The organism is Streptomyces sp. 11-1-2 (genome assembly GCF_003595545.1).
Lineage (GTDB): Bacteria > Actinomycetota > Actinomycetes > Streptomycetales > Streptomycetaceae > Streptomyces > Streptomyces hygroscopicus_B.
Window position 1 is genome coordinate 11,025,906 of record NZ_CP022545.1, and the last position, 25,633, is coordinate 11,051,538.

17 protein-coding genes and 2 pseudogenes are annotated in these 25,633 nt (G+C 69.9%); 9 read left to right on the plus strand and 10 right to left on the minus strand.

Going from position 1 to position 25,633, the window contains the following annotated elements; translation table 11 throughout:
* Positions 1-198 precede the first annotated feature (198 nt).
* The 3 genes from CGL27_RS46895 to CGL27_RS46905 all read left to right on the plus strand — a co-directional run bounded on the left by CGL27_RS46895 (position 199) and on the right by CGL27_RS46905 (position 4,193).
* Positions 199-1,080 (plus strand): IclR family transcriptional regulator, encoded by an 882-nt coding sequence (locus CGL27_RS46895; protein ID WP_240450876.1) that lies wholly within the window; start codon positions 199-201, stop codon positions 1,078-1,080.
* Between the two features lie 172 nt (positions 1,081-1,252).
* Positions 1,253-2,731 (plus strand): NAD-dependent succinate-semialdehyde dehydrogenase, encoded by a 1,479-nt coding sequence (locus tag CGL27_RS46900; RefSeq protein ID WP_119993835.1) that lies wholly within the window; start codon positions 1,253-1,255, stop codon positions 2,729-2,731.
* 97 nt (positions 2,732-2,828) lie between these two features.
* Positions 2,829-4,193: an MFS transporter gene (locus CGL27_RS46905; protein ID WP_119993836.1), complete on the plus strand. Its 1,365-nt coding sequence runs from the start codon at positions 2,829-2,831 to the stop codon at positions 4,191-4,193.
* 17 nt (positions 4,194-4,210) lie between these two features.
* Here CGL27_RS46905 and CGL27_RS46910 read toward each other — a convergent pair.
* Together CGL27_RS46910 and CGL27_RS46915 are read right to left on the minus strand one after the other, a co-directional pair.
* Positions 4,211-5,177 (minus strand): annotated as a pseudogene (locus tag CGL27_RS46910) (GlxA family transcriptional regulator).
* A gap of 41 nt (positions 5,178-5,218) precedes the next feature.
* The gene (locus CGL27_RS46915) at positions 5,219-5,866 is read right to left on the minus strand and encodes an HD domain-containing protein (protein WP_119993837.1); all 648 of its coding nucleotides are present in this window, start codon (positions 5,864-5,866) and stop codon (positions 5,219-5,221) included.
* Positions 5,867-6,108: 242 nt separating this feature from the next.
* On the opposite strand from CGL27_RS46915, the gene CGL27_RS46920 reads away from it, so the two are divergent.
* Positions 6,109-7,092 (plus strand): Lrp/AsnC family transcriptional regulator, encoded by a 984-nt coding sequence (locus tag CGL27_RS46920; RefSeq protein ID WP_119993838.1) that lies wholly within the window; start codon positions 6,109-6,111, stop codon positions 7,090-7,092.
* A 15-nt stretch (positions 7,093-7,107) separates the two neighbouring features.
* Here the strand turns inward: CGL27_RS46920 and CGL27_RS46925 are convergent, their stop codons facing one another.
* From CGL27_RS46925 to CGL27_RS46940, 4 genes are all read right to left on the minus strand, one after another.
* On the minus strand, positions 7,108-8,559 hold the full coding sequence (locus CGL27_RS46925; RefSeq protein ID WP_119994887.1) for a carboxylesterase family protein: 1,452 nt from the start codon (positions 8,557-8,559) through the stop codon (positions 7,108-7,110).
* Between the two features lie 202 nt (positions 8,560-8,761).
* Positions 8,762-9,733, minus strand: a complete 972-nt coding sequence (speB, locus tag CGL27_RS46930) for an agmatinase (RefSeq protein ID WP_203348789.1) — start codon at positions 9,731-9,733, stop codon at positions 8,762-8,764.
* Between the two features lie 623 nt (positions 9,734-10,356).
* Positions 10,357-12,648, minus strand: coding sequence for an FdhF/YdeP family oxidoreductase (locus CGL27_RS46935; RefSeq protein WP_119993839.1), 2,292 nt, complete (start codon positions 12,646-12,648; stop codon positions 10,357-10,359).
* Between the two features lie 29 nt (positions 12,649-12,677).
* A complete protein-coding gene (locus CGL27_RS46940) occupies positions 12,678-13,199 on the minus strand; it encodes an SRPBCC family protein (protein ID WP_119993840.1) in 522 nt (173 codons plus the stop codon).
* A gap of 317 nt (positions 13,200-13,516) precedes the next feature.
* On the opposite strand from CGL27_RS46940, the gene CGL27_RS46945 reads away from it, so the two are divergent.
* Together CGL27_RS46945 and CGL27_RS46950 are read left to right on the plus strand one after the other, a co-directional pair.
* Positions 13,517-14,521, plus strand: coding sequence for an MFS transporter (locus CGL27_RS46945; RefSeq protein WP_240450877.1), 1,005 nt, complete (start codon positions 13,517-13,519; stop codon positions 14,519-14,521).
* Between the two features lie 42 nt (positions 14,522-14,563).
* Positions 14,564-16,450 carry a LamG-like jellyroll fold domain-containing protein gene (locus CGL27_RS46950; RefSeq protein ID WP_119993842.1) on the plus strand — a complete coding sequence of 629 codons (1,887 nt, stop codon included), beginning with the start codon at positions 14,564-14,566 and terminating at the stop codon, positions 16,448-16,450.
* Between the two features lie 64 nt (positions 16,451-16,514).
* On the opposite strand, the gene CGL27_RS46955 is transcribed toward CGL27_RS46950, so the two are convergent.
* The 3 genes from CGL27_RS46955 to CGL27_RS46965 all read right to left on the minus strand — a co-directional run bounded on the left by CGL27_RS46955 (position 16,515) and on the right by CGL27_RS46965 (position 18,843).
* The gene (locus CGL27_RS46955; protein WP_119993843.1) at positions 16,515-16,784 is read right to left on the minus strand and encodes a hypothetical protein; all 270 of its coding nucleotides are present in this window, start codon (positions 16,782-16,784) and stop codon (positions 16,515-16,517) included.
* Positions 16,785-17,998: 1,214 nt separating this feature from the next.
* The gene (locus CGL27_RS46960; RefSeq protein WP_119993844.1) at positions 17,999-18,361 is read right to left on the minus strand and encodes a DoxX family protein; all 363 of its coding nucleotides are present in this window, start codon (positions 18,359-18,361) and stop codon (positions 17,999-18,001) included.
* A complete protein-coding gene (locus CGL27_RS46965) occupies positions 18,358-18,843 on the minus strand; it encodes a cupin domain-containing protein (RefSeq protein ID WP_119993845.1) in 486 nt (161 codons plus the stop codon). The genes CGL27_RS46960 and CGL27_RS46965 overlap by 4 nt, the downstream gene beginning before the upstream one ends.
* Before the next feature lie 110 nt (positions 18,844-18,953).
* On the opposite strand from CGL27_RS46965, the gene CGL27_RS46970 reads away from it, so the two are divergent.
* Complete coding sequence (locus CGL27_RS46970; RefSeq protein ID WP_119993846.1) at positions 18,954-19,805, plus strand: LysR substrate-binding domain-containing protein; 852 nt, start codon at positions 18,954-18,956, stop codon at positions 19,803-19,805.
* Between the two features lie 47 nt (positions 19,806-19,852).
* On the opposite strand, the pseudogene CGL27_RS46975 reads toward CGL27_RS46970, so the two are convergent.
* Positions 19,853-21,987: pseudogene (locus CGL27_RS46975) on the minus strand (alpha-galactosidase).
* Positions 21,988-22,218: 231 nt separating this feature from the next.
* On the opposite strand from CGL27_RS46975, the gene CGL27_RS46980 reads away from it, so the two are divergent.
* Both CGL27_RS46980 and CGL27_RS46985 read left to right on the plus strand, forming a co-directional pair.
* Positions 22,219-23,430, plus strand: coding sequence for an ROK family transcriptional regulator (locus tag CGL27_RS46980; RefSeq protein WP_119993847.1), 1,212 nt, complete (start codon positions 22,219-22,221; stop codon positions 23,428-23,430).
* Between the two features lie 319 nt (positions 23,431-23,749).
* Positions 23,750-25,579, plus strand: coding sequence for a CBM35 domain-containing protein (locus CGL27_RS46985; RefSeq protein ID WP_119993848.1), 1,830 nt, complete (start codon positions 23,750-23,752; stop codon positions 25,577-25,579).
* The last annotated feature ends 54 nt before the right edge of the window (positions 25,580-25,633 follow it).

Genomic DNA, 25,633 nt, shown 5'->3' on the forward strand with positions numbered 1-25,633 from the left:
ATCTCCTGGATCTCCGGGAGCGGGGAATCGACGGACCACAGGGGAGGAACCGCGCATTCGCCGCAGTTCTCCGGTCCGATGCGGCGAATCTAGAACCGCCGCCACCCTGTCGACAAGGCGCCCGGCTGAATCGAAATGCCGGTTGCTCTCATGACAACCCGGCGGCTGACCTGGGGCTTCCCTGGCGCGCGCCCTAGGATGTCGCGCGTGACGAACCTCCCCCCTCGCGGCACCGACGGTCCCGAGGACCCCGCCGATCCGCACGGCACGGGCCCGGGCGAAGCCTCCTCCGGCCCCGTGGACACCACTGCCCCGCGCGGCCACGGGCTGCGCCGTGACATCGACCTGCTGGAGGCGCTCGCCTCCGACGAGGCCCAGAACGCCGGCGGGCTCGGTGTCGTCCGCCTGGCGCAGCTGGTGGGCCGGGAGAAGACCCAGGTCTCGCGGGCCCTCAAGGCCCTGGCCGCCGCGGGGATCGTGGAACGGGACCCCGACACCCTGGAGTACCGCCTGGGCTGGCGGCTCTTCTCGCTCGTCGCGCGGACCTCGCAGAACCGGCTGGTGCGCATGGCGGAGCCGGTGATGCACGCGCTGTCGTCGGACGTGGAGGAGACCAGCCATCTGTGTGTCCTGAGCGACCGCGAGGTGCTCACCCTGCTCTCGGTCTCCGGACACTCCTTCCGCGTCCACGGCTGGGAAGGGCGCGGAGTGCCCGCGTGGCAGACCTCGGCCGGGCGCGTGCTGCTGGCCGATGCCACCCCCGATGAGCTGTACGTCCGCTTCGGTACCGCCTCGACGCCGCCGATCCCCGAACTGTGGGCACTGATCCAGGAGGCTTCGCGACGGGGCTACGCGAGGGTGAGCGAGGAGTTCGAGACCGGTCTGGTCGGGGTCTCCGCACCCGTGCGCGACTTCCGGGGACGTGTCGTCGCGGCGCTCAACATCTCGGCACCCAAGTCCCGGCTCGGCGACCGCCTGGACCAGGCGGGCCGCACCACGGCCAAGGCGGCGGCACGCGTCTCCGTGATGCTGGGCTGGGAGCCGCGGCACACCTCGTTCCCCAGGGCACGGCTCACCTGAAGGCACCGGGGTCGGGCGGCCCCGTCGTGTGCGTGGGCGGGCCTTACGGGGAGTTGCCCTGACAGCAACCACCATTGCGATCCGAGAAGCGGTCTTGTCGGCCGCATGACGCGCTCGTAAATTCACCGCGAACCGGACCAGCCCCTGTTCGGAACGGAGAAAAGAGCAGCTCATGAACCTCCCCGGCATAGAAACCCTCGTCAAGGCGCCGTTCGCCGAAGGTGATGTGTTCATCGCCGGCCGCTGGTGTGCGGCCGAGGACGGACGGACGTTCCCCGTGCACGACCCGGCCACCGCGGAGCTGATCCGCGAGGTGTCCGCGGCGGGCCCGGGGGATGCCTTGGCGGCGGTCGACGCGGCCCAGGCGGCTGCCGCCGGGTGGCGGGCGACACCGGCCCGCCGTCGTTCGGAGGTCCTGCACACGGCGTTCGCGCTGATGCGCGAGCACACCGACACGCTCGCCCGCCTGATCGTCCTGGAGAACGGCAAGGCATACCGGGACGCGGTGGCCGAGGTCGGTTACGCGGCGGAGTTCTTCCGCTGGTTCGCCGAGGAGGCGGTACGGATCGGCTCCGCGTTCGGCGACGCGCCCGGTGGCGGCTTCCGGCATGTCGTGCGCAGGCATCCGGTGGGCGTCACCGCCTTCGTCACACCGTGGAACTTCCCGGCCGCGATGGCCACCCGGAAGATCGCCCCGGCGCTCGCCGCCGGCTGTCCGGTGCTCCTCAAGCCGGCCCCCGACACCCCCTTCACCGCCCTCGCGATCGCCGCCCTGCTGAGCGAGGCGGGCCTGCCCGACGGGCTGCTGAACGTCCTGCCGACCGACCGTGCGCCCGAGGTGGTCTCCGCCTGGCTCCGCGACGAGCGGGTCCGCAAGTTCTCCTTCACCGGCTCCACCGCCACCGGCCGGACACTCCTGGGGCAGGCGGCGGCGAACGTGGTCAACGTGACCATGGAACTGGGCGGCAACGCCCCCTTCATCGTCTGCGAGGACGCCGACGTCGACGCCGCGGTGCGCGGTGCGATGGACGCCAAGATGCGCGGCGGTGGCGAGGTCTGCATCGCCGCCAACCGGTTCTACGTCCATGAGTCCGTCGCCGCCGAATTCACCGAGAAGTTCGCGGCGGCCATGACCGCGGTACGCGCCGGAGCGGGTCTGGAGGAGGGCGTCACCCTCGGCCCGATGATCAACCGGACCGCCGTGGAGTCCATCCGTTCCCTGGTCGACGACGCGGTCGGGCGCGGTGCGAAGGTCGCCGCGCGGGGCAGCGTGCCCGAAGGACCGGGCTGCTACCACCCGGCCACCGTCCTGGTGGACGTGGACGAGGACGCCCGGATCATGAACGAGGAGGTCTTCGGGCCGGTCGCACCCCTGGCCACCTTCACCGACGAGGACGAACTGGTCGCCCGTGCCAACGTCACGGTGCACGGTCTCGCCTCGTACATCTACTCGCGCGACGTGGGCCGGGCCCTGCGCCTGGCCGAGCGCCTGGAGACCGGCATGGTCGGCCTCAACCGGGGCCTGCTGTCCGACCCGGCCGCGCCCTTCGGCGGCGTCAAGCAGTCGGGCCTGGGCAGGGAGGGCGGCCGCGAGGGCATCGAGGCCTTCCTGGAAACGCAGTACATCGCCCTCGACTGGCCGACCGACTGATTCCCCCCTCTCCCCACCGCTGCTCCCGGGGCCACTCCTTCCGGGCCGCTCATTCCCGGGGCAGCGGTCCCCTCCCCTCTCAGTGAAGGACCCGCGCATGGCAACGACGCCTGTGACCGAGCAGAACGAGCCCAGCACACCGCCGGGCGCGCCCGCCACCGAACGCGAACGGAAGCGGCTGCACACCAAGCTGAAGCTGGCCACCCAGATCGGCCAGGGAATCGACGGCTACATCATCGGCGGCATCGGCCTGGCGATGTCGGCGATCACTGACGACCTCCATCTGTCCTCCATGGAACAGGGCCTGGTCGGTGCCTCACCGCTTATCGGGATCTTCATCGGAGGGCCGCTCTTTGGCCGGCTGGCCGACCGGTTCGGACGCCGGCCGGTGTTCCTGATGGACATGCTGATCTTCCTGATCGGCTCGGTGCTCCAGTTCTTCGTCCTGGACGGCCCCCAGCTCATCCTCATCCGGCTGGTGATGGGCGTGGCGATCGGCGGCGAGTACGCGATCGGCGCCCCGCTGCTGTCGGAGTACGCGGGCCGGCTGGGCCGCGGGCGGCTGCTGGCGAGCCTGGAGATCAGCTGGTACGTGGGGTACGCGCTCGCCACGGTCGTGGGGGCGCTGTTCACCTCCGTCGACGGCGGCTGGCGCTGGTCCCTGGCGAGCAGTGCGGCGATCGCGGTGGTGTGCGTGGCCCTGCGTGGTGGCATCCCGGAGTCCGCGCGCTGGCTGCTGAGCAGGGGACGCCGGGACGAGGCCGAAGCGCTGATCGAGAAGTACGGCATCGAGGTGGACGTCGAAGCGGAGCTGGATGACCGCGACGAGGTGCGGCAGGACGGGTTCCGCGCGCTCTTCAGCCGGCAGCATCTGCGCTCCACGGTGTTCGCCAGCGTCTTCTGGGCCGCCCTCGTGCTGCCGTACTTCGCCATCGGCACCTTCTGGACCGAGGTTTTCGAGGCTCTGCACATGGGGGACAACGCGGTCGCGGCGCTGCTCGTCTACTCCTTCACCGCCGTGGCCGGTGTCACCGCCGGGTGCCTCGTCGTGGACCGGATCGGCCGCCGCAGGCTGCTGATCCCGCCGTTCTGGATCACGGCCGCATGTCTGGCCCTGGTGGCGGCGTGGCCGTCCTCCACCCCCGTCATCGTCGTCGGCTTCCTGTTCTTCATCTTCCTCAACGCCGCCTCCAGCGCCCTGACCGCGGTCTATCCGCTGGAGGTGTTCCCCACCTCCCTGCGCACCACGGGCGTCGGCTTCGCGACGGCCATGAGCCGGGTGGGCGCCGCGATCGGCACGTTCCTGCTGCCGATGGGACTCGACCACTACGGGGCGGAGTTCGTGCTCCTGATCGGCGCCGGAGTGCTGGTGGTCGGCGCCGTCGTGTCCCAGTTCCTGGCGCCGGAGACCACCGACCTGGACCTGGCCCGGGCGGCGCGAACGGCCCGCGAGGGGGCGTAGCGACTGGCGGCGAGCGCCTACCCGGCCGCGGGACGGGGTGCGCCGACGGTGCTGCGGAACCGGGCGCGGTAGACCGTCGGCGAGACCCCGAGGGTGTGCTGGAACACCCGCCGCAGCGACTCCGAGGAGCCGAACCCCGCCTGCCGTGCCACCTCCTCGACCGTGCCGGTGCCGTCCGCGAGAAGTGCCTGGGCCGCCTCGACGCGGACGGCTTCGACATAGCGGCCGGGCGTGATGCCGACCTCGGTGCGGAACAGCCGCTCCAGGTGGCGGGCGCTCACGCCGCCCGTAGCGGCCAGCGTGGCCCGCGTGTAGGCACCCCGCGGGGTCCGCGGTGACGCGGTCCATCACCCGGCGCACCGCCGGATGCCGTGGCTCACGCGGGGCCAGCCGCGCGCTGAACTGCGCCTGCCCGCCCGGGCGGGCCATGAAGACCACCAGTTGCCTGGCCACACTGCGGGCCACGTCCGCTCCCCAGTCCTCCTCGACCAGGGACAGCGAGAGGTCGATTCCCGCGGTGATGCCGGCCGAGGTGGCCACATGGCCGTCCCGGACGAAGACGGGATGGCCGTCCACGCGCACCTGGGGGTAGGCGGTGGCCAATTGGGAAGCCAGCTCCCAGTGCGTGGCGGCGCGGCGGCCGTCCAGGATGCCGGCCTCGGCCAGCACGAAGGCTCCCGCGCACACGGACGCCACGCGCTTCGCCCGCATCGACAGCCGGGTCACGAGCCCGACCAGGTCGGTGTCGGCCACGGCCGAGCGCCAGTCCCTCCGTCCCGGGACCAGCAGGGTGCCCAGGCGTTGTGGCAGCGTGCCAGGCGCGCCGTCAGCGCTGATCACGAGCCCGGAGGAGGTGGTGACGGCGTCACCGGTGAGGGAGACGACCCGTACGTCGTAGTCGGCGCCGTAGTGGTTGGCCGTGGTGAAGACCTCCACGGGGCCGGTGACATCCAGCAGTTGCACCCCGTCGAACGCGACGATCACGACGGTGCGTCCGCCACGGGACGCCGGTGACGCCCGCCGCGCTATTCCGTCCACGGCGAATCCAGGATCGTCCGGACGAAGTTCCCCCGCTCGAAACCGGGGACGAAGTGCTCCAGGACATCCGCCTTGACGTTGCCGAACGTCGTCTGCGGTTTGGGGCGGATGCCATCGGCGAACGCCCGCAGAATCCTGTTCTTGAAGTCGGGGCGCGGATGCAGCGCCACGATCGCCTCCCGGTCCTCGGCGGAGAGGTCCTCATACCCGAGGCCGAGCACGTCGTACTCGACACCGGCCGTCACCAGGGCCACTTCCGGTTCCATGAACTCGGGGACGCCGGGAGTGGTGTGCAGGGCGATGGCCGTCCAGACCCGGCGGACGCTGTCCTCGGGTACGCCATGGGCCTGCAGAAACCGCTTCGCCTCGGCCGCGCTGTCCACCTCGAAACGGCGGCCACTGTCATGGAACGCCTCGTTCAGGCCCACGTCGTGGAACATCGCCCCCAGATACAGCAGCTCCGGGTCGAAGCTCAGATCGCGCCGGTGGCCCTGCAGGCTGCCGAAGAAGTACACCCGACGTGAATGGTGATAGATCAGCTCGCTGGTCGTGTCCCGGATCAGCTCCGTCGCCTCGCGCGCCAGCGTTGTGGCCGGCACCTTCACGCCTGCCGCGACAGCAGTGTCAGTCGTCATGTCTCCGCCCTCCGTGTCCGTAGCAGTACGCCCCTGTGGGGCACTGTCCACAGCCTCGCGCGGCGGCCGGCCCGCTGCCATGACGATAGCGCCCTGTATCCCACGGATAGCGACAGGAAACGCCGGTGGTGACCCGCGCCGGCCGCTCCCTGATGGACCGCGTCGTACGACACCGAAAACCGTCCTGTCCCGGACACCGGATAGACTCGAATCGAGAAAAGAGGAACACCGAGGGCCTTCTCATGCAGAAAGTACGCCACGACCTCGATGCCACGGACCGGCGGATCACGGCCGTTCTGCTGGCGTCGCCCCGGGCCGCCTGGCGGAGCGTCGCCGAGGTGCTGGGTGTCTCGGAGCGCACCGTCGTGCGGCGAGCCGCCCCGCTGTTCCACGATCGCACCCTGCGGGCGACGGCCGTGCGCAATCCCGCCCTCTTTCCCCACCTCATCCCCACGGTGCTGCGCATCCGTTGCCGCCCCAACCGGATCGCCACCATCGCCGCCGGCCTCGCCCGGCGCCCCGACACCGTCTGGGTGGACATCCTGGGCGGAGGGGATGAAATCTGCATTGTGCTCTTCCTGAACGGACGCGAAGCACGTAACAAGTTGCTGCTGCGCGACCTGCCCGCGACCGCGGCCGTGCGGTCCTGGACCTCTTACGACCTGCTGAAGGTCTTCCCCGTGGGTTTCGCTTGGAGCGCGGGACTGCTGTCCCGGGAGGAGTCCGGACAACTGTGGCCGAGCGCCGATCCCGCGCCCGAGCCCTTCTCCCCTCTCCCGGAGGACGAAGCGCTCATCGACGCGCTGGTCGAAGACTCCCGGATGACCTACGGAGAGCTCGCCCATCGCACGGGCCGGACCCCACGGGCCGTGCGGCGCCGCCTGGACGTCCTGGTGGAGGGGTATGGCGTGCGGCTGGCCACCGAAGTCGATCTGTCCCTGCTGGGGGTGCACGCCGAGGCTCTGCTGTGGATCACCGCGGATCCGGGGGCGCTGGAGGAGACCGGGCAGCTCCTCAGCCGGCATCCGCAGGTGCGTTTCACCGCCGCGACGACGGGCTCGAGCAGTCTGCTGGTGGCGGTGGCCGCCACCGACCTGAGCGCGCTGTATGTCTTCCTGACCGGCACGGTGGGGGCGTTGCCCCATATCTCCGGCATCGAGGTCACCCCCATCCTCTCCGGCGTCAAGCGCACCGGCCTGGTACGCCCCGCGTCGATCTCCGCGTGATGGGCTCCGTGAGTCTCAGCCGAAGTGCCGGATCCGCGAGGTGGCCTCAGGTGTGTACGCGGGCCAGTCGTCCGGAGAGCCGCCGGCGATGAACGCGGCGACAGCCGTGGCGAAGGCCCGGCCCATCGCCCGCTCGGTGTCCGAGGGGCTCCCCAGCATCGGACTGTCGGGGTAGCTGTCGAAGGTGCCGAAGAGGAAGGGCAGTTCGCCACAGTGCGTGGCACCGAGCCGGCCGGGGTCGTGGGCGGGACGGTAGTCGAACTGGTAGACGTACGTGGCATTGCCACCCGCGGCATGGTGGTCGGCCATCCGCAGGGCGCCGTCGCGGAACAGCTCATCGGTGTGCAGCGCGGTGAAGACCTGGGCGGGGGCCGCGTGCGGAAGCTTGTCGGCGTACCGCTGGTAGACCGCCGGTGCCTCGTGGCCGTGTAGGACGGTCAGGAGGTCGACGGCACCCTCCCGGGTGAGCGACTGGATGCGCGGCTCGAAGGCGAAGAAGGCGGTCATCTCCTCCTGGGCGGTGCCGATCAGCAGGGCCTTGCCCTCCAGCGCCCCGTCCACGAGCGCGTCGTGCCAGGCCCGTGGCATACCGGCGCCGCCGAGAACCGGGTACATCGGAGGGGCGATGCTGCCCGGGCGCGCGAGACGGACCGCCAGCTCGCCGTAGGCGGACAGAAGACGCTCGACGGGAAGCGAGCGAAGCATCTGTCCGGGCTCCGCGCCACGCGGGATGCCCAGCAGCCGCTGGTACTCCTCGGCGGCCTCGGCCGCCCGCTCCGGACTCTGCGGCTGAAGGCCCCAAGGGCCGCTCTGCAGGAGCACCCGGTTCACGAGCCCCCTGGTCGCCGGATCCAGGGCCAGTGACAGGGCCGAGTACGCACCGGCCGACTGCCCGCCGACCGTCACGGCTCGCGGGTCGCCGCCGAAGGAGGCGATGTTCTCGCGCACCCAGCGCAGCACGGCGGCCTGGTCCTCAAACCCGAGGTTGACGGCGCCGATCTGCGGGAGATACAGATAGCCGAGCGGCCCCACCCGGTAGTTGGCGGTCACCACCACCACATTGCCGACCTCAGCCAGGCGGCCTCCGTCGTACCAGTCCCACCCGCCCGAGCCACTGCTGAAACCGCCGCCGTGGAACCAGACCAGAACCGGACGGGGGGCCTTCTCCGCCGGCGCGGGCCGCGGAGCCCACACGTTCAGGGTGAGGCACCCGTCTTCGTCCCAGTCGGGCCTGCGCGTTCCCATGACCCGTTCCAGCCGGGACGGAGCCTGCGGCACAGCCGGTCCCGGCCGCACCGCTGCACGTACGCCCGTCCACCCCGGGTGGGTGTGCGGTGCCGCGAAGCGCGCCGCGCCCACCGGTGAGGCGGCGTAGGGGATTCCCCGAAAGGACACCACCGCACCCTCGTCCGAGCCCCGGACCGTGCCCCGGTCCGTGGCCACGACCTGGTCCGCCAGGTTCGTCATCGACTCCACCTCTCTCGCTTCACCGGCGTTCTGATCTCGTTCTATGTCGGCCTGCGCAGAGGAGCCAGAACAGCGGGTGAAGGCGAGGATTCAGTGACAAATGATCTCTGGATCAGCCGAAAGTGCGACGCGCGGTGCGCACCCGTGCCACGTCAGCCCGGCTGACGTGGCATCGGCGAAACGTGGCGCGGGTGGTGGCGGCCTACGACTGCTCGTTCGCCTCGAGCCAGCGGAAGAAGGCGATCTGCCGGGACATGACGGAGATCAGCTCGTAGGCGGTGTGCGAGGCGGCCACGGAGGTGATCTCGGCGTGGTCGTACGCCGGGGCGACTTCGACCAGGTCGGCGGAGACCAGATGGCAATCGCTGAGCCCGCGCACGATCTCCAGGAGTTCGCGAGAGGTGAGGCCGCCCGCCTCTGGGGTGCCGGTGCCGGGGGCGTGTGCGGGATCCAGGACGTCTATGTCCACGGATATGTAGAGCGGCCGCTTGCCGATGCGCTCCTTGAGCTGCTGCACCACCTCGTCCACACCGCGTCGCATCACATCGGCCGAGGTGACGATTCCGAAGCCCAGCTTGGTGTCCTCGTCCAGGTCTTCCTTGCTGTACAGCGAGCCGCGGGTGCCGACGTGTGAGAGCGCGGAGGTGTCCAGGAGGCCCTCCTCGGCCGCGCGGCGGAACGGCGTTCCATGGGTGTACTGGGCGCCGAAGTAGGAGTCCCAGGTGTCCAGGTGCGCGTCGAAGTGCAGCAGCGCCACCGGGCCGTGCCGGCGGGCCACCGAGCGCAGGATCGGCAGCGCGATGGTGTGGTCGCCGCCCAGCGTCATCAGCTGCGCGCCCGTGGACAGCAGAGCGTCCGCGCCCTCCTCGATGCTCTCGACGGCCGCGTCGATGTTGTGCGGATTGGCCGTGATGTCACCGGCGTCCGCCACCTGGGCGTAGTGAAACGGGTAGACGTCCTGGGCCGGGTTGTAGGGGCGCAGCTGGCGCGACGCCTCCCGGACGGCGTTCGAGCCGAAGCGGGCGCCCGGCCGGTAGGAGACCCCCGCGTCGAAGGGCACCCCGACCACGGCGATATCCGTGGTGCCGACCTGGTCCAGACGTGGGACACGGCCGAAGGTCGCCGGGCCTGTGAAGTGCAGGGTGGCATCCGTCTCGTGGGGCGGGACGGGCATGGCCATGCCGGGAGGGTTCGCGGTCATGTCGGTGCTGAGTCCTTCATCTGTGGGGGGAGGGGGAAATGATCTGCGTGGGGGAATGCCGGCCTGGTCGAGGCCGTGTTACGTGGCCGATGAAACAGTCCGTTGGTGAACGGGGAGGGGCGCTCACCTGGCTCTACGGCTGTCCTGCGCACATCGCCAGGTGACCCGCTCGGTGCCCAGGGCCTGCGGACGCCCGATGAAGCGGTGGTCGTGCGGGACTCCTGATGGGGGAAGGAGTTGCGCCTAGGACACGTGGCGGACGGGCCGGGAGCCGGCGATGGGGCCCGGGCGTCCCGGATCCGGGAAAGCCGTTCCGTGAAGCCCCCGGTCAATGGGTCTTCGGCTCTCTGCCGCGGGGCAGCGGCGCCTGCGACACCCGCTCACTGGGCGTCGTCCCGGCGTTCGCTCACTCGTCACACCCTTGTGGTCCCCCGCCTCACGGCCGGCTGCCTCGCGGCACGATGCGGGCAGCCCGGCACACCACCGCTGACCCCTTGCCCGTACCTTGGTCATGTCCGATCGTAGAACCGGCAGTTGCAGCCCTCCACCCGGCCTCCGATGACTGCTCGCGCCGGGCGAATGGGCGGTCGGACCCGTTACCCGCTACGGACCTCCAGGCGGGCCACGATCCCCTTCGAGGTCGGTTGGTTGCTGATCTCGGCCACGCTGTCGAGCGGCACCAGGACGTTGGTCTCGGGGTAGTACGTGGCGGCGCAGCCGCGTGCGGTCGGATACGGGACCACCTCGAAGTCCTCCGCACGGCGCTCCACCTCGTCGGTCCACACGCCCACGAGGTCCACGAACTGCCCCTCGAACAGGCCGAGTTCGGCCATATCCGCTGGATTGACCAGTACCACCCTGCGCCGTCCGTGGATGCCCCGATAGCGGTCGTTGTCCGTGTAGGGAATGGTGTTCCACTGGTCGTGGGAGCGCAGGGTCTGCAGCAGCAGATGCCCCTTGGGAGCCCGCAGCATGTCCCAGGCGTTGCGGGTGAACAGGGCCTTGCCGGCGGGGGTGGCGAAAACCCCCTCGTTGACCGGATTGGGCAGCCTGATGCCACTGGGACGGACCACCCGCCGGTTGAAGTCGTGGAACCCCGGAACGATGTGGGCGATGCGGTGGCGGATCGCCCCGTAGTCGGCCTCGAACTCATCCCAGGGGATGCCGGCCTTGCCGCCGAGGGTGTGGCGGGCGAGCCGGCACAGAATGGCCACCTCGCTGAGCAGCAGCGTGGAGGCCGGTTTCAGGCGCCCGTAGGAGGTGTGCACCTCGCTCATCGAGTTCTCCACGGTGACGAACTGCTCGCCACCGGACTGGGTGTCCCGTTCGGTGCGGCCGAGGGTCGGCAGGATGAGCGCGGTCCGGCCGCAGACCGTATGGGACCTGTTGAGCTTGGTGGAGATATGAACGGTGAGGCGGCAGCGCCGCATGGCCTCCTCGGTGACCGCACTGTCCGGAGCGGCCCGGACGAAGTTGCCCGCGAGCGAGAGGAAGACCTTGATGCGGCCCTCGCGCATGGCCCTGATCGAGTTCACCGAGTCCAGCCCGTGGGCGCGAGGCGGATCGAAGCCGAACTCGCGCTGCAGCGCGTCCAGGAAGGAGTCCGGCATCTGCTCCCAGATGCCCATCGTGCGGTCGCCCTGCACATTGCTGTGTCCGCGCACCGGACAGGCCCCGGCTCCGGCGGTGCCGAGGTTTCCGCGCAGCAGCAGGAAGTTCACGATCTCCCGGATGGTGGGGACACCGTGCCGCTGCTGTGTCACTCCCATGGCCCAGCAGACGATGATGCGCTCGCTGTCCAGGACGGCGTCCCGGACCTGCTCGATCTCGCGGAGAGTCAGCCCGGTCGCGGTCAGGATGTCGTCCCAGGCGATGGTGCGGACGTGCTGGGAGAACTCCTGGAACCCGCTGGTGCTGGAGCGGATGAAATCGTGGTCGAGTACGGTGCCCGGCCGGGCGTCCTCCGCCTCCAGCAGCAGCCGGTTCAGGCCCTGGAACAGCGCGAGGTCGCCGCCGCTGCGGATGTGGAGGAACCGATCGGCGATGCGGGTACCGGGTCCGATCACCCCGCGGGCCCGCTGCGGGTTCTTGAACCGCAGCAGTCCGGCCTCCGGCAGCGTGTTCACCGCGATGATGTGGCCACCGTTGATCTTCGCCTGCTCCAGTGCGGAGAGCTGTCGCGGATGGTTGGTTCCGGGATTCTGGCCCACCAGGAAGATCAGGTCGGACTGGTGCAGATCGTCCAGGCTCACCGTGCCCTTGCCCGTGCCCAAGGTCTCGTACAGTGCGAAGCCGCTGGACTCATGGCACATATTGCTGCAGTCGGGCAGGTTGTTGGTGCCGAAGGCCCTGGCGAAGAGCTGCAGCACGAAGGCGGCCTCGTTGCTGGCCCGCCCAGAGGTGTAGAAGACCGCCTCATCGGGGGAGTCCAGCGATGTCAGCTCCGCGGAGATCAGCTTCAGGGCGTCATGCCAGCTGATCGGCTCGTAGTGGTCCGCGTCCGGCCGCTTGACCATCGGTCCGGTGAGCCGGCCCTGCTGGTTCAGCCACAGGTCGGAACGGCGGCCGAGCTCGGATACCGCATGCGTGCGGAAGAAGTCGGCGGTGACGCGCCGCGCCGTCGCCTCGTCGTTGATGTGCTTGGCGCCGTTCTCGCAGTATTCGTTGCGGTGCCGGTGGCCGGGGGAGGGGTCGGCCCAGGCGCATCCGGGACAGTCGATGCCCGCCACCTGGTTCATGTTCAGCAGCGTCGTCGCGGTGCGCCGGACCGTCGTCTCATCCAGGGAGTACTCCAGCGCATGGGTCACCGCGGGCACTCCCGCCGCCCACTTCTTGGGCGGCGTGGTGGACAGTCGTTCATCCGGCTCGTGTCTCGGCGCCTTCTTCATCAGGTGTGTCCCGCTCTCTTGGACGAGGGTCAGCCCACAGGCCAGCAAGCAACCCGGCTTCTCGGCGGTTCCGGTTCCGCCGGCTGTACGTGTCCGTTGTGGATGGACCCCCGCCAAGCCCCGGTCTCCTGGCCCAGGCCCTCGATGAACTCCTTGAAGTTCCCGAGTTCCCTTCGGACCACACGGCGCGTGAGCCCGGAGGAGGCGTTCGTGAGGAGGGACGCGACTCTGCCCGGAGTGCCCTCGATGCGCACGGTGACCTGGGTGCGCTCCGGTGCCGGGGAGCGGAACGACACCTCACCCCAGTGGGAGGGGTGCCGCTCAAGGCAACGCCATACCACGGAGGAGTCCGGCCGCTGGTGCACGATCTCCGCCTGGAACGCGCAGTGCACCGGGCCGCACCGGATGAACCAGTGGGTGACCGCGGGTCTGATCTGCTCGACCCGCTTCACCGCGGTCATGAACCGCGGAAAGCTCTTGAACTGGGTCCATTGGTTGTAGGCAGTGCGTACCGGGACCGCGACCTCGATCGTCTCTTCGATGGTGTTCATGGCCCACCTGTCTCCAGATCTGCCCTCAGTGTCACCGCCCGACCAGCCTCAGTGTCACCGCCCGACCAGCAGGTCGCCAGATGGATCTTCCTTCTGCGTGAATGACAATCTACAGTCAGCCTATTGTTTGACTGTATGCATTCATGCGTGCTGGCGCCGTCCGAATGTGAACGGCCGGGAGGCAGGCGTGGCAGTAGACACGAAGGCGGCGGACGCGTGGACGGCAGGGGACCGGGATGCGGCGGCTGTGCCGGGCACCGCCTCGAAGGAGCCGCTCACCGGCTCGGCTGCGCGGCGTCCTGCTGGGCTCACTTACCGTGCTGTGGACCGTCGGCTACGTACTGGCCAACGTCCTGGGCACATACATCCCGATCAACGGCACCACCGCGTACTGGCTGCTGGCCAGCGGAGCGGTGCCCGCCCTGCTGGTGCTGCTGCGGATCGGTATCCCGGAATCCCCGAGCTGGCTGGCCACCCGCGGCCGGGCCGCCGAGGCCGCGCGGATCCGCCGCACCTACCTGGGGCAGTCCGAGGCCACCGCCACCGCCGCCGACGCGGAGGCCGCGGCCGCCGACCAGCCGCCCGCCGCCCTGTACCGCGAGCTCTTCACCCCCGGCCAGGCCACCAAGACCTGGTTCGGCGTCATCTTCTACAGCGCCCAGGTGCTGCCCTACTTCGCCATCTACACCTTCATGCCGCAGATCCTGGCGACCCTGCAGATCTCCGGCGCCGACACCCAGAACCTGGTGCTCAACCTGGCCCTGCTGCTCGGCGGCGTGATCGGGCTGTGGCCGGTGCAGCGTCTGGGCCGCAGGCCGTTCACCATCGGCACCTTCGCGATCCTCACGCTCTGTCTGGCGGCGATGGCCGTCCTCAGCGACGCCTCCAGCGGGGCACTGATGGTCCCCTTCCTGATCTACACCTTCGTCATGGCCGGTGCCTCCACCATCACCCAGGTCTATCCGGCCGAGCTCTTCCCCACCGCGCTGCGCGGCTCGGGGGTCGGCTTCCTCAACGGCACCAGCAGGGTCGCTTCCGCCATCGGCACCTTCGTCCTGCCGGTCAGCCTGAGCCACTTCGGCGCGGGGTGGTCGATGGGCTGGATGGCGCTGGTGCTGCTGTTCGGAACGGTGGTCAGCCTGGCCTGGCCTGGGCGCCGGAGACCCGTGACACCCTCACCGCCGAGGAGCTGCACCACTGACGACCGCGACGGGCCGCCGCTCGGGGCTGCCCCGCCCCACACACGGAGGGGAGGTCATTCATGTGCTCTTCTCCGTCTGTTGCCGGACATCTTCCTGTGTTTGCCCTCATGGGCCTCATAACGTGCGCTCGATCCCCTCCGTCCCACCGTGTGGAGCAAGCGCATGTGCAGCCCCCATCAGACCCATGAACCGCAGCCCGGAACCCGCCGCCGTACCTTTCTGCGCACCACCGGACTCGCGGGCGCGGGCGTGGCCATGACCGGGCTGGAGGTGGCGCCGCCCGCCGCTGCCGCACCGGTATCCGGCGCCACGGGCGCACCCGCCTGGCACCCCGACCCCGAAAGCCCCAGATTCACCCTCGCCGTCATGCCGGACACCCAGTACCTCTTCGACGGCGAGAGCATCCACCCGGCCCCGGTGGAGGCGTCCTTCCGCTATCTCCTCAGCCACGCGCGCGAGGAGAACATCGTCTTCCTGTCCCACCTCGGCGACCTCACCGAGCATGGGAAGGTCACCGAATTCGGGCCGATCGGCCGGGCGTTCCGACTCCTGGACGAGCGGGGCGCCGCCTACAGCGTGGTGGCCGGAAACCACGACCTCGACTCGTCCACCGACGACCAGCGGGGCCGCACGCCCTACCTGGACGCCTTCGGCCCCCGGCGGTTCCGCTCCTCGCCCTCGTTCCGCGGCGCCAGCCCGGACGGCTACAACACGTACCACACCTTCTCCGCAGCGGGCCGGGAATGGCTGGTGCTCGCCCTGGACTGGCGCCCTTCCGCGAAGGGCATCGCCTGGGCCCGGGAGGTCATCGCGAAGCACCCGAGGACTCCGGTCATTCTCACCACCCATGAGCTGGTCTACGCGGACCACGAGGGCGAGGAGGCGAGCTTCTCCGACCATGGACAGTGGCTGTGGGACGAACTGATCGCCGACCACGACCAGATATTCCTGACCCTCAACGGCCACTACTGGCCGCCGGCCCGCACCATCCGCAAGAACACCATGGGCCACGACGTCCATCTGCACATCACCAACTACCAGGACCGCTACTACGGCGGCGCCGGGATGATCCGCCTCTACCAGTTCGACCTGGCCCGCCACACCATCGACGTCCGGACACTCTCCCCGTGGATCCTGGACCGCGCCGATGACCACCTCAACGAGCTGGAGCGGGGCGAGATCGAACGCACCGGTCCCCAGGACTACTTCAGCATCCCGATCGACTTCGAGCAGCGCTTCGCCGGGTTCGCCCCCGTCGCACCGCGCCCGGCCCGGCCCGCCTCCCGGCTGGTGGTCCCCGGCACGGTGGCCTACTGGCGGTTCGACCAGGGCGGCCGGGACGGCGCGCCCGTCGAGGACGCCGTCCGGATCACCGATCACTCGGGGCGCGGCAACCACCTCACCAAGGCCACCGTCCCCGGCAGCCCCGCCGACGCCCTCACCTGGTCCGATGACCACCACCCGGACCAGCCGGGACACGGCAGCCTGGTCTTCCACGGCGACAAGTCCCCCCTGCGCGGCGCCTATCTGCGGACCGCCGACGGCGCCCCGCTGAACGGCGCCTCCTTCCGCTCCGGTTACACCGTCGAGGCGTTCCTCAAACTGCCCGCCGACTGGGACAGCGGACGCAACGCCTGGTCCGCGCTGCTCAGTCGGCGTGGCCGCAGCGGCGACGCCGGAAAGACCGGCGGTGACACGGAGGAGCCGGTGGTCACCCTCTCGCTGTCCGACGGCCACGCGCTCCAGTGGGCCGTCTATCCGCTGAACCAGGACGGCGCGGTCACCAACTGGAGCCATGAGCTGCCGCTGAACACCTGGTGGCATGCGGCGGTGGTGAACGACGGACGACACACCACGCTGTATGTGAACGGCTGCCCGGTGGCGCGCAATCCCTCGACCCCGGCGACCGGCCTCACCACTCTCGGGCTGCCCTGGCTGCTGGGCGGCTATGAGTACGGCGGGAAGATCGACCAGATCATGCATGGCTGGATCGGCGACGTGCGCGTCGTGGACCGGGCCCTCCCGGTGCGCGACTTCATGTCCTCCTGACCGAGGGCTCCGGGGGCTCCAGCGGCCCTTCTGGGCCTTCCTGGAGTCCCCCGGAGCCCCGGGCTCAGTGCGTCAGCGTGTACCAGCCGGCGCTGCCCAGCGTGAGGCACATGGCCCCGGCCCACCGCAGCGCTTTGGGCGAGACGAGGAGGGCGAACCTGACGTGCTCGTCGACGTTGACCTCAAGGCGTCGCTGATGTCGGCGGCTTCGGCCGGGTGCGGAAGGGGTGTCGTGGTCTCCACCGTTGGCCAGGTACTGGTCGGCCGCGGCAGGAGGATGGCTCTCATCGCGGCCGTCACCGGTTCCACCGGGGCCGAGACGTGCTTCGGCCATACAGGTATCTCCTTAGTCTTCGGGGCCCGCGGTGACGTGCCGGGGCCTGTCTGGTGAGGGATTGACGAGGTGTCCGGCTCCAACTGCCAGGAAGGGTGGAACACCACGTCGGGAAGTACGCCTGCGCGTCGACAGGTGTCGTGTAGTTAACGCAGCCACGTCCCCATACGCAACTAAACCCGCAGTAACCGCTGACCAAGCGTCAGCCAAGAACTGTCGGAGGGAGGCACTACAATCCCGCTTCGCGCAGCGGACATTGAGTGGCTTATCTCCTATTGCCGACCATAGCGACTAAACTTACCGGCGGGTATTTCGCAAGTTTGCGATAGGAAGCGCGCGTAAATCCACTTAACGCGCCAGTTGAGCTCCTGTCGGTATGGCCAACGCCACACTCCAGTCGACGGCGAAGCGCCCAAAGCCGGACCTACCGCGCATCACCGGGGAGTCTTCGCGTAAGCCCCGCGCCCGGTGTGCGAACAAGGCGGATTCGGCGGGGTTTTCAGGCCGCGAGGCCGACCGGCCGTCCTATTCGCGTCTTGGTTCGAGGTGGTACGGGCAGTCTGTCTGATGTCCGCTCATTGCCGCTCGATTTGGCAGTTTTCTGCAGGTCGGCTAAGTGATTGCCCGGGCGGACTATCCATGCGGGACGCACCGATGGGATCGCGAATGCAAATTGAGTGCGAACGGCGTGGATGAAGCGATGAACAAAGACTGCCATGGCCGGAAACCGCCGCCCCTCCCTTCCTGGCAGTTGGAGCAGGGGCGGCGGCCCTCACCAGACGTGGAGAACCACGCCTGCTCTACTTCATCGTTGACCGCGCGGATCTGCGGGCAGCGTCGCTGTTCCGGCCTCCGCCCAGTCAACGACCGGATCGAGGATAGTGTTTTTCTGTAGGGTTCGGACGCACGGCGAGGGTGAAATTTGTGTTATTCGCACCACTGTTCCGGCTGTTCAGAAATATGAAAATCTCCGACCGCGGGCCCCGATCTCTCGGGGCGTTCTGATAGCGGAACCTCCGATCCTGCCGGTACAACGAGGTGTCCCATGGTGAGGATGTGGGCGGTTCGCGCCGTGGCTCCGATGTGACATGGGGCAGCCGTTGTCCGAAAGCTCGGCAGTACGGGCCGCCGTCCAATACCCCGGCCCAATTGCGGCGCGGCGGCGTTACGTGAACGCCGCGGCACGGCCCACCGTTCGCCGATCTTGCCCGGGGTCACAGCCATGTCGTCGCCGGCCAGATGGTCACGGCCGCGGCGAGAAGCAGCGTGATGTTGAGAGCGACCTGGCGGTCTCCGAGGCTCAGGTGGACCCTGGTCGCGCCGATCTGGAGGACCACGAACCCGATGGCCGCGGCCAGGGCCAGCCAGGGCGCGATGCCGGTCAGCGGCGGGAGGATCAGCCCGATCGCGCCGAGCACCTCGATCACCCCGATGGCCCTGACGGCCGGCATCGGCGTGGTGTCCACCCAGGCCATCATCGGCCGGAGCCGCTCACGGCTGCGGACCACCTTCACCCCGCCCCCGTAGAGGTAGAAGAGAGCGAGCAGACCGGCGACGATCCAATAGGCGACGTTCACGATGCCGACTCCGTCTTCCGGGCGAAGTCGGTGGCGGGCTCGGTGGCGTAACCGCGCATCACCTGGATGTTCGCCTGCGGGGTCAGCGCCTGGCCGCCGGCGATCATGTCCCGCAGGTCCCGGAAGTACCGCACATACAGGTCTGGTGTGAACGTGCTGAGCATGACGGCCGGTTGGTCGGTCAGGTTGGCAAAGGTGTGCGGGGCGCCGGGCGGGACCATCACGAGCGTGCCCGCGGTCGCGTCGTAGTCCTGTTCTCCGACCGTGAACCGCACCGTGCCGGAGATGACGTAGAAACCCTCGTCGTGCTCGGCGTGGCGGTGCTGAGGCGGTCCGGGGGTGTGCGGCGCGAGGACGGATTCGGCGATCCCGAGGCGGTGCCCGGTGTTACGGCCGTCTTCGAGGATGCGCAGTCGCGTGGTGCCCAGGACGATCGTCTCGCCGTCGTCCGGGCCGACCACCGATACGGCGGGGTCGGTCATCGGCTCCTTGGTCTTCGGTTCATCAGTCACGCGTCGATTCCAGTGCCCGGGCACGGCGACTGTCCAAGACCCATGCTGTGCTGTCGATACCGCATGGGTATCGTTCCACCATGGAGCTACGGACACTGCGCTATTTCGTGGCGGTCGCCGAGGAACTCCACTTCGGCCGGGCGGCCATCCGGCTGCATATGAGCCAGCCACCACTGAGCCGGGCAATCAAGCAACTGGAGACCGAGCTCGGTGCCGCGCTGCTTCGCCGATCGTCCGCCGGTGTCGCGCTCACTCCGGTGGGGGCGGTGCTGCTGGATGAGGCGCGCGCCCTGCTCGACCAGGCCGACCGGGTACGCGTACGCGTGGCCGCCGCGGCCGGCGCCGCCACTCTCACCGTGGGCCTCCTGGGCGACAGCGCCGACCCGGGCGCGGCCCGGCTGGCCGCCGCCTACTCCCGGCGGCACCCGGGCGTCGAGGTCCACATCCGCGAGACCGACCTGACCGATCCGACCTGCGGGCTGCACGCCGGACTGGTCGACATCGCCCTGACCCGCGGGCCGTTCGACGAGACCGGCCTGACCGTGCACGAGTTGCGCACCGACCCGGTGGGCGCGCTGCTGCGCACCGACGATCCGCTGGCCCGCCACGACAGCCTGAAACTGGCCGACCTCGCCGGCCGCCGCTGGTTCCGGTTCCCGGCGGGCACCGACCCGCTCTGGCAGTCGTACTGGAACGGCGGGGAACCTCGCCAGGGCCCGGTGGTGCGCGCCGTCCAGGAATGCCTGCAGGCCGTTCTGTGGAACGGCACGGTCGGCATGACCCTGGTGGACCATGAACCGGCGGCGGGGCTCGCCGTGGTGCCGCTGATCGACATGCCCCCGAGCCGGGTGGTGGTGGCGTGGAACGAGGACGACACGAATCCACTGGTCCGCTCCTTCGTCCAGATCGCCATCGCCGCCTACCGCGACTGAGCCCCCGGCGGGTCACCGACTACGGCCAGTGCGCCACGCGAGCGGTGTCAGCCATCGTCGTGCTCCATCCTGACCAGGTGTGCGGCTGTGCTGGCCCAGTCACCGGGTCGGAGGTCCGGGTGGAATCCGTACTCGGCGAGCACGGTGGCATGGTGCACCTCGCCGGTGCGGGTGTCGCGGTAGCGGGCGCCGGGGGTGAGGCCGCGCAGCCGTACCGGCAGCCGCGGGACTCCGTGGCGCGGGCCGCGCTGCCAGGCCAGTACCAGGGTCTCGGTGGCGTCCTCGGCGGCGTACTGCACCACGGTCGGCAGCTCGCCGTGCGGCCCGGACAGCCGGTACAGGGCGCCGTGCTGGACGAGGTGGCGCACCCGCTTGTATTCGGCCACCAGCTCGGCGCCCTCGGCGAGGTCCGCCTCGGACCAGCGGGTCAGATCGCCGCCGATGCCCAGCAGCCCGCACATGGCCACGTGGAAGCGGAACCGCAACGGCACGGTGCGGAAGGTGAGTTGATGGGGTACGTCGGTCACCCACGCGGACATCGTGCGCGCCGGGTGGAGCTGACCGAAGCCGTGCTGGATGACCAGGCGGTCGACGGCGTCGGTGTTGTCCGACACCCACGCCTGGTCGGTGCGGGTGAGGATGCCGAGGTCGACGCGTCCGCCACCGCCGCTGCACGTCTCGACGCGCAGCCCGGCATGGTCGGCCCGCAGCTGGTCGAGGACGCCGTACAGGTTGGCCACATAGCCCGTCCACAGCCGGTCGTGGCCGTCCGGGGGCCGGGCCAGCCGGCCTCGCTGAAGGCGCGGTTCATGTCCCACTTGAGGAAGTCGATGCCGTGGTCCGCGACCAGCCGGGTCAGCCAGCCGTACGCCCAGTCGGCGACATCGTCGCGGGCGAAGTTCAGGACGAGCTGGTTGCGCAGCTCGCTGCGGGCCCGGCCGGGGGTGTGCAGGACCCAGTCGGGGTGCGCGCGGTACAGGTCGCTGTCGGGGTTGACCATCTCCGGCTCCACCCAGATGCCGAAGCGCATGCCCAGGCGGTGCACCGTGTCGGCCAGGGGGCCGAGGCCCTCGGGGAAGCGGTCCTGGGCGGGGGTCCAGTCGCCGAGCCCCGCATGGTCGCTGCGCCGGGCCCCGAACCAGCCGTCGTCGACGACGTACAACTCCACGCCCAGCGCGGCGGCCCGCTCGGCCAGCGCCTTCTGGTTCGCCTCGTCCACGTCGAAGCCGGTGGCCTCCCAGGAGTTGTAGAGCACGGGCGCCACCTCACGCCCGTGCGGCAGGACGTGGTGCAGCGTGTACGCGTGCCAGGCCCGGCTCGCCGCGCCGAACCCGCCGTCCGTGAACAGCCCGGCGAACACGGGGGTGATGAACTCCTCGCCCGGCGCGAGCGGCACGCAGGTGCCCTCGTGGCCGACGCCGCCGGAGAACCCGGCGCGCCCGTCCGGTGTGCGCTGGACGGTGATGCGCCAACTCCCGCTCCAGGCCAGGGCCGCGCCGAACACCCGGCCGTGCTCCTCGGCCGCGTCGCCCGCGTCCACCATCACCCAGGGAGCGGCGTGGTGGCTGGTGATGCCACGCCGGCTGGTGAGCACGGTCTCCCCGTACGGCAGGTGCTCGCGGCGCAGCTGGCTCTCCGCGGACCACTGGCCGGTGACATGGCTGAGCCGGTAGTCGGCTGTCGCCGGCAGGGACCACGCGGCCGAGTCGGCCCGCACCAGGCTGAGGTGCTGGTCACCGTCGTTGCTCAGCACCGTCCAGCGCTCGATGACATCCGTGTCGTCCCGCACCCTGTAGTGGAGGGCGACGCGCAGCGGGTAGTGGCGGTCGCGGAATTCCAGCGAGAGTTCGCGGATGCCGTCGGACGGCGTGCGGACGCGGTGTCCGGTCGGCTGCCATTCGAAGGCGCGGGAGCCGTCCGCGTAGCGGACCTGGAGGGAGGGCGTGCCGTAGCGGGTGCCGCCGTCGACCGGAAGTTCCTCGCCCACCGCGGGCCGTCCCTCGAAGCTGCTCGCCGCCTCCCCGGCGGGCACGACCAGCTCCTCCGCCTCCCGCAGTGTCAGCCGCGGCCCCCATGCGAGGTGGCAGGGCGCGCCCGTTTCGTCGATGCGCAGGGCGTATGACGTACGGGGAGTGGTCAGCAGCCAGACCCCGGTGTCCGGGGCACGGGAGATCGTCGGCATCGGGCCTCACGTTCGGGAGACGACAGGGGGAGCGGCGGGTGCCGCCCGCGGATGCGGAGCGCTCGGTGCGTGCGATGAGGGTCGCCCCGTAAGCCAACGAGACCTTCGATCACATGTCAACACCCCGTGTGTGGCTGGCTTTGAAGCCGAGATCGAGGCTCACAGGCAATCCTCAGGAGATTCCTGCTTCTTTCATTGACAGCGGAAAATAAGGAGCCTAGGTTCCCGGCCATGTCCTCGCCCCCTGCCGTCGAGTCGTTTCCCGCGAACACGTCGGCCGCCGCGCAGATCTTCACCACGGTCCTGTCCCAGGGCCCGCTCACCCGTATGGAAGTGGCCCGGCGGGCGGGGCTGTCGGCCGCTGCCGTCACCAAGGCGGTCCGCCCCCTGATCGAGGCCGGTTACCTGGTGGAGGACGTGGACGAGGACGCGCGCCCGGCACTCGGGCGGCCCGCGAACCTGGTGCGGGTGGACGGCGGCCGTGCGCTGTTCATCGGGGTCAAGGTGACCGGAGACAAGATCATCGGAGTGCTCACCGACCTGTGCTGCCGGATCCTGGTCGCCCGGCACATCCCCCTCGCCGCCCGGGACCCCAAGGCGGTGCTGGGGTCGGCCACCGAACTCGTAGGGGAGCTGCTCATCGAAGCGGACGGCCTCGGGGTGCGCGTCGCGGGTCTGGGCATGGCCGTCTCCGGCGACGTGGACCGTGCCGAGGGCGTTGTGCGCTACTCGCCGTTCCTGGAATGGCGCGATGTGCCGCTCGCCGAACTCGCCGCCATGACCACGGGGCTGCCGGTCACCGTCGACAACGACGTGCGCGCGCTGACCGTGGCCGAGCAGTGGTTCGGGGCAGGCGTGGGACTGTCCGGCTTCGCCGTCGTGACGGTCGGCGCGGGTATCGGCTGCGGCCTCGTGGTCCACGGCAGGGTGGTCGCCGGGGCCCACGGCGTGGCCGGCGAGATCGGACACGTCGCCGTCGACCCGGCGGGCCCCCGCTGTCACTGCGGCAACCGCGGCTGCGTGGAGGCCATCGCGAGCGACGACGCCATCGTCCGTCAGATGCGCGCGGCCACGGGGGTCCAGGTGGCCGACGCGGTCCAGGCCGCCGGACTGGCCCACGACGGCGTCGCCGGGGCGCGGGAGATCTACGCACGGGCGGGCGACGCCATCGGCCGTGGCATCGCCACCGTGGCCAATCTGCTCGGCCCCGAACGCGTGATCATCTCCGGCGAGGGCCTGGCCGCCTACGACCTGTTCGCCGAGCACATCCGTGCCGCCTTCGCCGCGGCGGCCTTCGGCTCCGCGGCGCAGTGCGATGTGCAGACCCGGCCGCTGCCCTTCGACGAATGGGCCCGCGGCGCCGCGGCCACCGCCATCCAGTCCTTCATCAGGTCGGACGCGAACCAGCACATACGAGGAGCAGCCATGACGCAGCACGTCTGAACAGCACCGGGAAACACCGTGCCCGCCGCGACCCGCTCCCGTTCCCGTCGCGGACGCGGCGACCGCCTCTCCCTCGGGTCGTCATCACCCGCCGCCGATCGCCCCGCCGGTCTTCGCCCGGCTGCCCGCCACCGCCCCGATCGCGCTGTCGTTCCCCGAATGGCCGCGAGCCCCACCACGTCGCCTGCCCCGGGCGCCCGTTCATCGGCGCACTCACCCTCGGTTCGGGCAAGGCCGAGCTCTCGCCGCCGTATCCCCGAACCCCGCCACGTCTCCCCGCCACCCCTTCCCTGTTCCACACCTCCAGGAGGTAGGACCCATGCGGTCATCCTCGTACGCCCTCATGCCCGTACGCGGTCTGAGAACCGTCGTCGTCCTGGCCCTCGCCGCGGGCTTCGCCACCGCCGTCCCGGCGGCGCAGGCACAGCCCGACGACCACAAGGCCACCCCGGCAGCTCCGGCGGGCCCGGCCGCCGTGGCAGCCAAGCCCTATATGGGCTGGACCAGTTGGAGCATGCAGTCATCGAAGTACCCGGGCCTCAACCCGAACGGCGACTACAGCTACCTCACCGAGGCGAACGTCCTCAAACAGACCGACGCCATGGCCGCCAAGCTGAAGAAGTACGGCTACGAGTACGTCAACATCGACGCCGGCTGGTGGCGCAACTACGCGTGGACGCCCGAGTTCGACGAGTACGGCCGGCAGAAGGCCGATCCGGTGCGCTTCCCCAGCGGCATGAAGTCGGTCGCCGACCATATCCACTCCAAGGGTCTCAAGGCCGGTATCTACCTGCCCGTCGGCCTGGAGAAGGAGGCGTACGGCGGGGGCAAGGTGCCGATCTGGAAGGCCGAGGGCTGTACCACCGCCGACATCGTCTACGACGACCTGCGCACCACCAATGGCTGGGACAGCGCGTACAAGATTGATTTCTCCAATCCCTGCGCACAGAAGTACATCGACTCCCAGGCGCGGATGTTCGCAGACTGGGGCTATGACTTCCTCAAGCTCGACGGTGTGGGCCCGGGCTCCTTCAAGAGCGGCGACAACTACAACAACGTCGCCGACGTGGCCGCCTGGCAGAAGGCGATCGCCGCCACCGGCCGCCCGATCCACCTGGAGCTGTCCTGGTCCCTGGACATCGGGCACGCCGCCGACTGGAAGAAGCACTCCAACGGCTGGCGCATCGACACCGACGTCGAGTGCTACTGCAACACGCTTGTCAGCTGGGAAAACTCCGTGGACGACCGCTGGAGTGACGCCCCTGCCTGGACCCGGCACGCCGGTCCCGGCGGCTGGAACGACCTCGACTCCCTCGACGTGGGCAACGGCGAGATGGACGGCCTGACCAAGGCCGAACGGCAGAGCTACGCCACCTTGTGGGCCATCGCCAAGTCGCCGCTGTACACCGGCGACGACCTGACCAGGCTGGACTCCTACGGCCTGTCCCTGCTGACCAACCGCGAGGTCATCGCCGTCAACCAGGGCGGCAACGCGCCCGCGAAGCCGGTCACGCCATCCGACCCACAGCAGGTGTGGGCGGCGAAGAACAGCGACGGCACCTATACGGTCGCCCTGTTCAACCTCGCCGACAAGCCGGCCTCGGTGACCGCCGACTGGTCGACGCTCGGCTTCACCGGCAAGGCCGCGGTCCGGGATCTGTGGAACCACGAGAGTCTCGGCAGCCACAAGGACAAGATCACCCAGGCCCTGCCCGCCCACGGCTCCCGCCTCTTCACGGTCACCCCGCGCGGCGACGCGCTCACCTGGACCGGCATCGAGGCCGAGTCGTCCGCGAACACCCTCAGCGGCAACGCCTCCGTCGCCGACTGCCCGGCCTGCTCCGACGGCCACAAGGTCGGCAACCTCTACACCGGCGGCAAGCTGACCCTCAACAACGTCGTCGTCGACAAGGCCGGCACCTACCAGATCAAGGTCGCCTACATCAGCGGTGACGCCCGCTCCGTCGCCGTCTCGGCCAACGGCGGCGGCGCCACGAGCCACTCGTTCCCCTCGACCGGCGACTGGTCCACCGTCAGCAGTGTCCACGTACCGGTGGCGCTCAAGGCCGGCTCCAACACCATCACCTTCGACAGCGGTTCCGGCTATGCGCCGGACATCGACCGGATCGACGTACCGAAGTCCTCCTGAACCCCCGGGGCCCGGCCCCGGCCGGGCCCCCGTGCCGATCTCAGACGCCTGGAG

Coding starts and splice junctions, on each gene's coding strand:
- CGL27_RS46935 (WP_119993839.1), bottom strand. CDS start 12,648: ATGAAGAAGGCGCCGAGACACGAGCCGGATGAACGACTGTCCACCACG.
- CGL27_RS46900 (WP_119993835.1), top strand. CDS start 1,253: ATGAACCTCCCCGGCATAGAAACCCTCGTCAAGGCGCCGTTCGCCGAA.
- CGL27_RS46965 (WP_119993845.1), bottom strand. CDS start 18,843: ATGACCGACCCCGCCGTATCGGTGGTCGGCCCGGACGACGGCGAGACG.
- CGL27_RS46985 (WP_119993848.1), top strand. CDS start 23,750: ATGCGGTCATCCTCGTACGCCCTCATGCCCGTACGCGGTCTGAGAACC.
- CGL27_RS46955 (WP_119993843.1), bottom strand. CDS start 16,784: ATGGCCGAAGCACGTCTCGGCCCCGGTGGAACCGGTGACGGCCGCGAT.
- CGL27_RS46925 (WP_119994887.1), bottom strand. CDS start 8,559: ATGACGAACCTGGCGGACCAGGTCGTGGCCACGGACCGGGGCACGGTC.
- CGL27_RS46950 (WP_119993842.1), top strand. CDS start 14,564: ATGTGCAGCCCCCATCAGACCCATGAACCGCAGCCCGGAACCCGCCGC.
- speB (WP_203348789.1), bottom strand. CDS start 9,733: ATGCCCGTCCCGCCCCACGAGACGGATGCCACCCTGCACTTCACAGGC.
- CGL27_RS46920 (WP_119993838.1), top strand. CDS start 6,109: ATGCAGAAAGTACGCCACGACCTCGATGCCACGGACCGGCGGATCACG.
- CGL27_RS46905 (WP_119993836.1), top strand. CDS start 2,829: ATGGCAACGACGCCTGTGACCGAGCAGAACGAGCCCAGCACACCGCCG.
- CGL27_RS46895 (WP_240450876.1), top strand. CDS start 199: ATGTCGCGCGTGACGAACCTCCCCCCTCGCGGCACCGACGGTCCCGAG.
- CGL27_RS46970 (WP_119993846.1), top strand. CDS start 18,954: ATGGAGCTACGGACACTGCGCTATTTCGTGGCGGTCGCCGAGGAACTC.
- CGL27_RS46915 (WP_119993837.1), bottom strand. CDS start 5,866: ATGACGACTGACACTGCTGTCGCGGCAGGCGTGAAGGTGCCGGCCACA.
- CGL27_RS46940 (WP_119993840.1), bottom strand. CDS start 13,199: ATGAACACCATCGAAGAGACGATCGAGGTCGCGGTCCCGGTACGCACT.
- CGL27_RS46980 (WP_119993847.1), top strand. CDS start 22,219: ATGTCCTCGCCCCCTGCCGTCGAGTCGTTTCCCGCGAACACGTCGGCC.